Annotated in this window: 6 protein-coding genes and 2 tRNA genes; 2 read left to right on the forward strand and 6 right to left on the reverse strand. The window is 33.3% G+C overall.

From position 1 onward, the window contains the following. Position 1: 1 nt before the first annotated feature. The 4 genes from Q0616_RS00455 to dnaE form a co-directional block, all read right to left on the reverse strand. A tRNA-Asp gene (locus tag Q0616_RS00455) sits at positions 2 to 75 on the reverse strand. A gap of 44 nt (positions 76 to 119) precedes the next feature. Then, positions 120 to 193: transfer RNA gene (locus Q0616_RS00460), tRNA-Asp, on the reverse strand. 127 nt (positions 194 to 320) lie between these two features. Further along, positions 321 to 638, reverse strand: a complete 318-nt coding sequence (trxA, locus tag Q0616_RS00465) for a thioredoxin (RefSeq protein ID WP_038331009.1) — start codon at positions 636 to 638, stop codon at positions 321 to 323. A 109-nt stretch (positions 639 to 747) separates the two neighbouring features. Further along, positions 748 to 5,148 (reverse strand): DNA polymerase III subunit alpha, encoded by a 4,401-nt coding sequence (gene dnaE, locus Q0616_RS00470; RefSeq protein WP_298774037.1) that lies wholly within the window; start codon positions 5,146 to 5,148, stop codon positions 748 to 750. Positions 5,149 to 5,236: 88 nt separating this feature from the next. Between dnaE and Q0616_RS00475 the strand changes: the two genes are divergently transcribed. Then, positions 5,237 to 5,647 carry an RDD family protein gene (locus Q0616_RS00475; protein ID WP_284584260.1) on the forward strand — a complete coding sequence of 137 codons (411 nt, stop codon included), beginning with the start codon at positions 5,237 to 5,239 and terminating at the stop codon, positions 5,645 to 5,647. Positions 5,648 to 6,169: 522 nt separating this feature from the next. Here the strand turns inward: Q0616_RS00475 and Q0616_RS00480 are convergent. Together Q0616_RS00480 and Q0616_RS00485 are read right to left on the reverse strand one after the other, a co-directional pair. Then, a complete protein-coding gene (locus Q0616_RS00480; protein ID WP_171622543.1) occupies positions 6,170 to 6,538 on the reverse strand; it encodes a MerR family transcriptional regulator in 369 nt (122 codons plus the stop codon). Between the two features lie 9 nt (positions 6,539 to 6,547). Next, entirely contained in the window at positions 6,548 to 7,498 is a 951-nt protein-coding gene (locus Q0616_RS00485) for a M23 family metallopeptidase (protein WP_171622544.1), read from the reverse strand. Between the two features lie 99 nt (positions 7,499 to 7,597). Here Q0616_RS00485 and alaS point away from each other — a divergent pair, with 99 nt between their 5' ends. Beyond that, on the forward strand, positions 7,598 to 10,207 hold the full coding sequence (alaS, locus tag Q0616_RS00490; RefSeq protein WP_260541268.1) for an alanine--tRNA ligase: 2,610 nt from the start codon (positions 7,598 to 7,600) through the stop codon (positions 10,205 to 10,207). Positions 10,208 to 10,298 lie beyond the last annotated feature (91 nt).

A 10,298-nucleotide genomic window follows, 5' to 3' on the forward strand; every position in this document is an offset into this window, starting at 1 on the left:
GCGATCCGGACGGGACTCGAACCCGCGACCACTTGCGTGACAGGCAAGTATTCTAACCAGCTGAACTACCGGATCAGAAATTATAAAAAATATATTGTGTAAAAGAACGAAACTTTTTGCGATCCGGACGGGACTCGAACCCGCGACCACTTGCGTGACAGGCAAGTATTCTAACCAACTGAACTACCGGATCAAAATCTGTATTGATTTCGGATTGCAAATATAGGCGGTTTTCTGATAAAACCTAAACTTTTTTCTAAAAAAATCTCGGAAACTTTTCATCCGAGATTTTTTTATTTCATAATCAACGATTTAATCTATTATAAAATCGCATTTAATTTTTCTACTAATTGTTCTTTTGGAACAACTCCAACAACTTTATCTACAACTTCTCCGTCTTTGAAGAATAAAATTGTAGGAATGTTACGGATTCCGTATTTTGCAGCAACTTCTTGGTTTGTGTCTACATCAACTTTACCAATCACTGCTTTTCCTTGATATTCTGTAGCTAGCTCTTCCACAACTGGACCAACCATTCTACAAGGACCACACCAAACAGCCCAAAAATCAACCATTGCAGGTTTTCCTGACTCTATAATATCCGATGCAAATGATGCGTCTGTTACTTCTAATGCCATAATCTTATATTTTTTATCTAATCTTAAGTTTACAAATCTACATAAAATTTTATTGCAGAAAAATTCCTTTTATATTATCTGTCAATTACAAGATAAATGAAATGTATAATTAATTCAGTTTAAATGTAATCTCCTGTAATTCATCTAATTCTTTTAACAAATCTCGGCAAATATTTATTTTAATTTTACCTGCTGGCAAATCTAAATTATTCAAATAATCTTTTGGATCAATTAGTTGGATTTTCAATAATTTATCTCCTTGATATTTGTACATAATATCCGATAGTTTGGTAAAAGTTTCTTCCGAAAATGCTGGAACTTCAATCTTTACCGTCATTTTTTCGGCTTGTTTTTCTACAATTTCATTTAACAACAGAATATTCGTGATATTTTTATACACTCGCCCTTGCGTCACGTTTCCTTCTTTATCTTTGAATTCTTTTTTCGAGATATTCAATTTCAAATTCAAGAACATATTCTCTTGCATAAAGTGTCTATATTTCAAATAATCTCCTCCAAAAACCATAATATCCATGGAATCGGTATAATCACTGAACGTAAAAATACCAAATTCATTTCCATTTTTCGCAATTCGATGTTGAATATTTGACATCATTCCACAAATCGATACTTCTTTGTTGACAAAATTATCCTCGTTTGCATTAATATCCGAAATACTACAATTGGAAGCCATTTTCAGCTCATGTTTGAAATCATCTAATGGATGAGAAGAAATATAAATCCCAACCACTTCTTTTTCTTTAGATAAACGTTGCAACATGTTCCATTTTTCGCAATCTGGTAGCATCGGCACTACATCTTCTATCACAGAATCGCCACCAAAATCGCCAAATAAAGAGGTTTGAGCAGAGTTTTTTTGCTCTTGGAAGTTTGCTCCGTATTTGATTAATTTTTCCAAATTAGTTGTCGTATTTTCGATATAAAAATAACGTCCACGATGAAATTCAAACGAATCAAAACCTCCAGCTAAAACTAAGTTTTCGATTGTTTTTTTGTTCACTGTTCGCAATTCGACACGTTTAACAAAATCGTATATATCTTTGAACGGACCATTTGCTTCACGTTCAGAAATTATCGAGTTTACTGCGGCTTGCCCAACACCTTTTACAGCTCCCATTCCAAAACGAATCTCGTAATTTTCGTTTACATTAAATTTTGTAATGGATTCGTTGATATCTGGTCCAAGTACAGCTAATCCCATTCGCTTACACTCTTCCATAAAGAAGGTCACTTGCTTGATATCATTCATATTATTTGAAAGAACAGCCGCCATATATTCTGCTGGATAATGTGCTTTCAGATAAGCTGTTTGATACGCTACCCATGCATAACATGTTGAATGCGATTTGTTGAATGCATACGATGCGAAGGCTTCCCAGTCTGTCCAAACTTTTTCTAAAATCTTAGGATCATGCCCTTTTTCTGAAGCTTGCGCAACAAATTTTGGTTTCATTTTATCCAAGACAGCTTTTTGCTTTTTACCCATAGCTTTACGCAAAACGTCGGCATCACCTTTCGAGAATCCTGCTAATTTCTGCGAAAGTAACATTACTTGCTCCTGATAAACAGTAATCCCATAGGTTTCTGATAAATACTCTTCCATCGCATCCAAATCATAGGTAATCGGTTCCTCTCCATTTTTTCGACGAACGAAAGATGGAATATATTCAATTGGACCTGGACGATACAGGGCGTTCATGGCGATTAAATCTGCAAAAACAGTTGGACGAAGATCCTTCATATATTTTTGCATTCCAGGCGACTCGTATTGAAAAACTCCAACTGTTTCACCTCGTTGGAAAAGCTCATATGTTTTTTCGTCATCAATCGGAATTTCATCAGGATCAATCTCGATTCCTGTTCTTGCCTTCACTAACTTAATCGTATCTTTAATCAACGTTAAGGTCTTCAACCCCAAGAAGTCCATCTTCAATAATCCGGCACTTTCTGCAACCGAGTTATCAAATTGAGTCACATATAAATCTGAATCTTTGGCAGTTGTTACAGGAACGAAATTGGTGATATCATCTGGCGTAATAATCACTCCACACGCGTGAATACCCGTATTACGTACAGAACCTTCTAAGATTTTAGCTTGTTGAATAGTTTCAGCAGCTAAATCAGTTCCGTTTGATAAACGCTTTAATTCACTTACCGCATCAAATTCTTCTGGTTTTAAGGATTCTTTTAAGGCATTATCATCTAAATTGAAAATCTTTGCCAATTTCATATTTGGAATTAAACCTGCTACACGATTGGCATCAAATAATGGTAAATCCAATACACGTGCTGTATCTTTTATCGAAGATTTAGCCGCCATTGTTCCGTATGTGATAATTTGCGCTACTTGATTTGCTCCATATTTATCAATCACATAATCCATTACCAATGATCGTCCTTCATCATCAAAGTCGATATCGATATCGGGCATAGATACACGGTCTGGATTTAAGAAACGCTCAAAAAGTAAATCGTATTTTATCGGATCTAAATTGGTAATCCATAAACAATAAGCAACTGCTGATCCTGCCGCCGAACCACGACCTGGACCAACCGATACGCCCATTTTACGAGCTGCTGCGATGAAATCTTGTACAATCAAGAAATAACCAGGATAACCTGTTTTTTCAATTGTGGCTAATTCGAAATCCAAACGTTCTTTAATTTCGTCGGTCAATTCTGGGTAACGAATTTTTGCACCTTCGTAGGTTAAATGTTTTAAATAAGCATTCTCACCTCTTTTTCCTCCATCTTCATCATCTTCTGCGTGATGAAATTCTTCGGGAATATCAAATTTTGGAAGTAATACATCTCGATAAAGCGTGTATTCTTCTATCTTATCAACAATTTCTTGAATATTAATAATTGCTTCGGGAATGTCTTGAAACAATTGTTTCATTTCTGCTTCCGACTTAAAATAATATTCTTGATTTGGCAAACCAAAACGGAATCCACGACCACGACCAATAGGAGTCGATTGTTTCTCGGCATCTCGTACACACAACAAAATATCGTGGGCATTCGAATCGTCTTGGTTAATGTAATAGGTATTATTTGTTGCGACAACTTTTACATTGTGTTTGCGCGCAAAAGCAAGCAATGTTTGGTTGACACGATCTTCATCTTCTTGACCATGACGCATCAATTCGATGTAAAAATCATCACCAAATTGCTCTTTCCACCAAAGCAAGGCCTCTTCGGCTTGTTTTTCACCAAGATTCAAAATTTTATTTGGAACTTCACCTTGCAAATTTCCAGATAAAACAATCAAATCTTCTTTATATTCTTCAATAATCGCTTTATCAATACGAGGCACATAGTAAAAACCATCTGTATATGCTTTCGACGCCATTTTTGCTAAATGATGATAACCATTTTTATTCTTTGCAAAAACAACGATTTGATAACCATTATCTTTTTTTGATTTATCTAAATGATTCTCACAAACAAAAAATTCCGAACCAATAATAGGTGTTATTAACACTTCAGTTGGTTCTTTTCCTTCTGCAATTAATTCTTCATTCTTTTCTTTTGCTGCTTTGTTATGATTTTGTACTTCTGCATTAAAATGAAATGCTCCCATCATATTTCCATGATCGGTCATTGCAACCGCAGGCATTTTATTTTTTGAAGCTGCAGCTACTAAATCTTTAACAGAAATCGTTGATTGTAAAATTGAGAATTGTGTATGATTATGTAAATGTGCAAATTTTGCTTTCTCAAACTGCGCTAAAACTTCTTCTGAAATTTCAACTACCTCATCACCTCCTTCTTCTTTCGCTTTTGCTTTTGCAATTTCTTGTGAAGCTTTCTTTAAATTGACATGATTTAATCCAATTGGTTGAATATTTGTTTGATTGATTTCATTAAATCGAACAAAATATTCATCTTCAACTTCTAATTCATTTTTTGTAAAAATACCTTTACGAATCAACTCAAAAAAACAACGTGTCGTTGCTTCCACATCCGCAGTTGCGTTGTGTGCTTCACCAAATGGAACACCAAAAAGATATTCATGCAATTCTGTTAACGTTGGTAATTTGTAACGACCACCACGACCACCAGGAAGTTTTAACAACTCTGCGGTAACTTCTGTACATGTATCCAAAACAGGTTTATCTGCTAAATTATTTTCATAATTCAGACGATAAAATTCGGCTCCCATAATGTTGATATCGAAACCTAAATTTTGTCCAACAATAAATTTAGCTTTACCTAAAACTTCATTGAATTTATCTAAAACTTCTTTTAATGGAACTCCTTTTTCGGTAGCTAAATCAGTTGAAATTCCGTGAATACGCTCAGAATCGTACGGAATATCAAAACCATCTGGACGAACCAAATAATCTTGATGTTCAATAATTTGCCCCATTTCATCGTGCAATTGCCAAGCGATTTGTATACATCGCGGCCAGTTGTCGGAATCAGAAATCGGTGCATTCCAATCTTTCGGAAGACCAGTTGTCTCTGTATCGTATATTAAGTACATTGAGTTTTCGTTTGAATCTGTAAATTTACGAAATCTTAAGAGAAGATTTTCTTAAGAAAAGTTAAGAATAAAACTCTATATTTAGTTTATGAATCAAGAAAAATACATTTTACGTAGAGTATTAGCTGCATTAATAGATTACACAATTATCATTTTTATTACTTTCTTTTATTTAAGAAACTTTGGAGAATTGAATAGTGAAGGAGCTTATTCTGTTAGTGGATTAAAAACTTTACCTATAATCATTTTTTGGTTCGTCTATTTTTGTGTTTTTGAAACAGTTCTAAATTCGACTTTTGGAAATTTAATTGTTGGATTGAAACCTATTGATATAAATACTAAAAAAAATGTTACAATTAAACAGTCTTTTCTTAGACATCTTGTCGATCCGATTGATATGATGTTTTTTGGATTAATTGGAATTATTCTGATTAAAAACTCTGAAACGAATCAAAGATTGGGCGATATTTTAGCAAAAACTAAAGTTGTGAAAAATTAAAATCGATATAAAAAAGTAATTATTTCTAATGTAATTTTATTAAAATATATCCAATATGTTTTACGTTTACACAATAGCAATACCTGTTTTAATTATTTTATCTTTTTATTTCATTGAACGAAAAATATTCAAAATAAATAACCTTCTCATTTTATGTTTTTTATTTTGGTTGTATTACACTACTTTATGTTTTTTAAAATATTTTGAAATATTAGACGACTTTTGGATTTTGTATTCTATATTTTTATTTTTAGTTCCAATTTCTTTTATTTTATTAATTATCAAGGTTTTTCAAATCATAATAAAACGAAAATGAACTATATTATTTTCATTCTGATAAATGACACAAAAAAACTCTTGAAATTCCTCAACACTTGGGAATGACATCGACCAATTATCATGTTGAATTTTGTTTATACTTTTCAATAAAATATAATTCGTCTAAGTTCTCGATACTAAAATCAACGATTTTCACTCGAAATGACGAAAGAAGTTAATATTATTAAAACAAAAAAGATGAACTTAATTCAGTTCATCTTTTTCTAAAATTTCTTCCGACTCAAAACTCATTTTAAGTTTGATGAGTTCGTCTTTAATATTTTCGAGACGTTTTACAACATCTATTTCATCTTTTGTTTTGACCACTCCTTTTTTACCAATTGCTTGTTTTGCACCATCGAGCGTATACCCTTTTATTTTGACCAAATAATAAATATTCTTGAAACATTGGATATCATCTTTAGTAAATAATCGATTACCTTTTGCATTCTTTTTAGGCTGAATTATTTCAAATTCTTTTTCCCAAAAACGAATCAATGATGCATTTACATCAAAAGCTTTGGCTACTTCGCCTATCGAATAATAAAGTTTGTCAGGAAGGTCTACATTCATTATCAGCGTTTAATCCAAAGATAATGACATTTTTTTAGAGTTTTGATAAATTTTAATAAAATCGTCTGGATCAACGTCATTATAGAAATACATAATTGGATCTACAGGTTCTCCATTTTTGTGAATTTCGTAATGTAAATGCGCTCCTGTCGATAAACCTGTCGATCCTACATAACCAATCACATCACCTCTTTTCACTTTTTGTCCTCTACGAACTTTCGCACGTGTCATGTGAGCATACAAGCTTTCGTATCCATTTCCGTGTTTTAACACAACCATATTTCCATAACCCGAATTAAATTCAGATACTTTTACAGAACCATCTCCAGTTGCGTAAATTGGCGTTCCTGTAGCGGCAGCAAAGTCTAAACCTTTGTGCATTTTATTCACTTTTAAAATTGGATGAAAACGTGACCCAAAACCGGAAGCCAAACGATTTACATATTTATCTGCAACAGGTTTTAGAACTGGCATTGATGATAAATTCGCATCTTTTACACCCGCCAAACGAAAAACTTCGTCCAATGATTTTGATTCAGCTGCAATTTTTGCAACTAATTTTTCAATGTCTTCAGCTGTATAATTATCAATTTCATTATTTACAGAATCGATATTCTCATTGACACGCATATCATAAATCGTACGATAAATATTGCGATCTTTTTCTTCGATTTCTGTCAAGGCTTCTTCTACTTCTTTAAATTTTTTATGTAACTCTTGGTTTTCATTTTCCATTCTTTCCAGTTCAGCTAATAATTTGCTTTCGCTGTTTTTAAATTTCCCTGCTTTTGAAGCGAACTCAGAATCATTAAAATGATACCCAACCATACCAGCAGATATTGTCGATAAACATAAAAATAGTAAAACGTATAATGCTGTTTTAGGAGTTTTCTTCGCTCTTTTCTTCACCCAACTCATCAAAAATCTCACAGAATTATACTTATAGTTTTTATTTTCCATTACTTAACCAAGCTTTTATTATCTTTGTAAAACGTTTGCAAAGTAACGAATATTGTATGAGCAAACATGTTAATCAAATGATAAAAATAATTTAAATAAATGAAATCCAAAGATATAAGAAAAGAATTTTTGCATTTTTTTGAAACAAAAGGACACTCAATTGTCGACTCTGCACCTATTGTTTTGAAAGACGATCCGACATTAATGTTTAATAATTCGGGTATGGCACAATTCAAAGAATTCTTTTTAGGAAACGGAACTCCAAAAAGTAATCGTATCGCGGATACACAAAAATGTCTTCGTGTTTCTGGTAAACATAATGATTTGGACGATGTAGGAAAAGATACTTACCACCACACGATGTTCGAAATGTTAGGAAACTGGTCTTTTGGTGATTACTTCAAAAAAGAAGCAATTGCTTGGGCATGGGAATTACTAACAGAAAAATACGGAATTTCTAAAGATCAAATCTATGTAACTGTTTTTGAGGGTGACAAAGGTGATGGAACTTCTTTAGATGAAGAAGCATTAGAGCTTTGGAAACAACATATTGCGGAAGACCGAATTCTTTACGGAAATAAAAAAGATAATTTCTGGGAAATGGGTGATATTGGACCATGTGGACCTTGTTCTGAAATTCATATTGACATTCGACCAGAAGCAGATCGTTTAGCTGTTGATGGAAAATCTTTAGTTAATATGGATCATCCACAAGTAATCGAAATTTGGAACTTGGTATTTATGCAATATCAACGCAAAGCTGATGGCTCTTTAGAGTCTTTACCTGCTCGACATATCGATACAGGAATGGGATTTGAGCGTTTGGCAATGGTTTTACAAGGTAAATCATCTAACTACGACACTGATGTTTTCCAACCATTAATCCAAAAATTAGAAGAAATCTCTGGAGTAAAATATGATACAGCTGAAAAAACGGATATTGCAATTCGTGTTGTTGTAGACCATTTACGCGCTGTTTCTTTTGCAATTGCAGACGGACAATTACCTTCTAACACAGGTGCAGGATATGTTATACGCCGTATCTTACGTCGTGCTATTTCTTACGGATACCGTTTCTTAGGTCTTAACGAACCTTTTATCTATAAATTATATCCAATCTTGAAAGCTGAAATGGGTGAATTTTTCCCAGAATTAGTAAAACAAGAAACAATTGTAACAGGAGTTATTCGCGAAGAAGAGGCATCTTTCTTACGTACAATTGAACAAGGATTGAACAGATTAAATCAAATCATCGAGCAATTAGGAGATTCTAAAGTTGTACCTGGTGATGTGGTATTCGAACTGTATGATACTTTCGGTTTCCCTGCGGATTTATCTCGTATTGTTGCAGAAGATCATGGCTTCACAATTGACGAAGCTGGATTTGATGTTGAAATGGCAAAGCAAAAAGAACGTTCGAAAAAAGCAACAGCTTTGGTAACGGATGACTGGGTTATTTTGGATAATGCAGGCAATGAAACTTCTATCGCTTATGATAACACAGAAGCTGAAGTAAAAATTACACGTTACAGAAAAGTAAAAAATAAAAAAGGAGAATTTTTTCAATTGGTATTCAACCAAACGCCTTTCTATGCAGAATCAGGAGGACAAATTGGTGATACTGGATCAATTTCTACGTTAAACGAAACGATAGAAATTATCGATACAAAAAAGGAAAACAATTTAGTTATTCATTTCGTTGAAACTTTACCAGAAAATGTAAATGCTACTTTTAATGCTAAATTAAATGTTGAAAAACGTAACGAAACAACTAAAAATCACTCCGCAACTCACTTAATGCACGAAGCGTTACGCGAAGTTTTAGGAACTCATGTTGAACAAAAAGGTTCTTATGTTGGTGATGATTATTTACGTTTTGACTTTTCTCATTTCTCTAAAATGACAGATGAAGAATTGGCAATTGTTGAGCAAAAAGTAAATGATAAAATTGCAGATGCTTTACCATTAATCGAAAAAAGAGATTGTGATATCAACGAAGCTATCGCTGACGGAGCAATGGCATTATTCGGTGAAAAATACGGTGATAAAGTTCGTGTAATTCGTTTTGGTTCATCTATCGAGTTATGTGGTGGTACGCATGTAAAAAACACAGCTGATATTCGATTATTCAGAATTTTATCTGAATCTTCTACTGCAGCAGGTATTCGTCGTATCGAAGCAATTACATCTAACAAAGCAATCGAAGCGTACAAAGAGGCGGAGAAAAACTACAATGATGTTTTAGCTGCTCTTAAAACGAAAAATGATGCGGTAAAAGCTGTTCAACATTTATTGGATGAAAATGCTGAATTGAAAAAACAATTAGAATCTTTTGTTGCGCAACAAGCTGCGGCTGAAAAAGCAACTTGGAAAACAGCTGTTCAAACTATCAACGGCGTTAATTTCTTAGCTGTAAAAACAAATTTAGATACAAATGCTGCAAAACAAAATGCAATTGATTTAACAAAAGAAATCGAAAATGCATTTATAGTTGTGGGAACTAATGATACTGTAAAACCATCTATCACCATTTCGATTGCAAAAAATCTTGTGGATGAAAAAGGGTATAATGCAGGGCAAATTGTAAAAGAAATTGCAAAACACATCAACGGTGGTGGAGGTGGACAACCTTTCTTAGCTACTGCAGGTGGTAAAGAGGTTTCTGGATTGGATGCTGCGCTTAAACAAGCAGAAGATTTTGTAAAATAATCTTTTCCGAAAAATAAACTCAAAAAGCGACTTGTAGATAGACTGCACCCAAAAGTTTGGACAGATTAAAAATTAATAATTATAAAAATGA

Origin of the sequence: uncultured Empedobacter sp. (genome assembly GCF_937930195.1) — a bacterium.
Classification (GTDB): Bacteria; Bacteroidota; Bacteroidia; order Flavobacteriales; family Weeksellaceae; genus Empedobacter; species Empedobacter stercoris.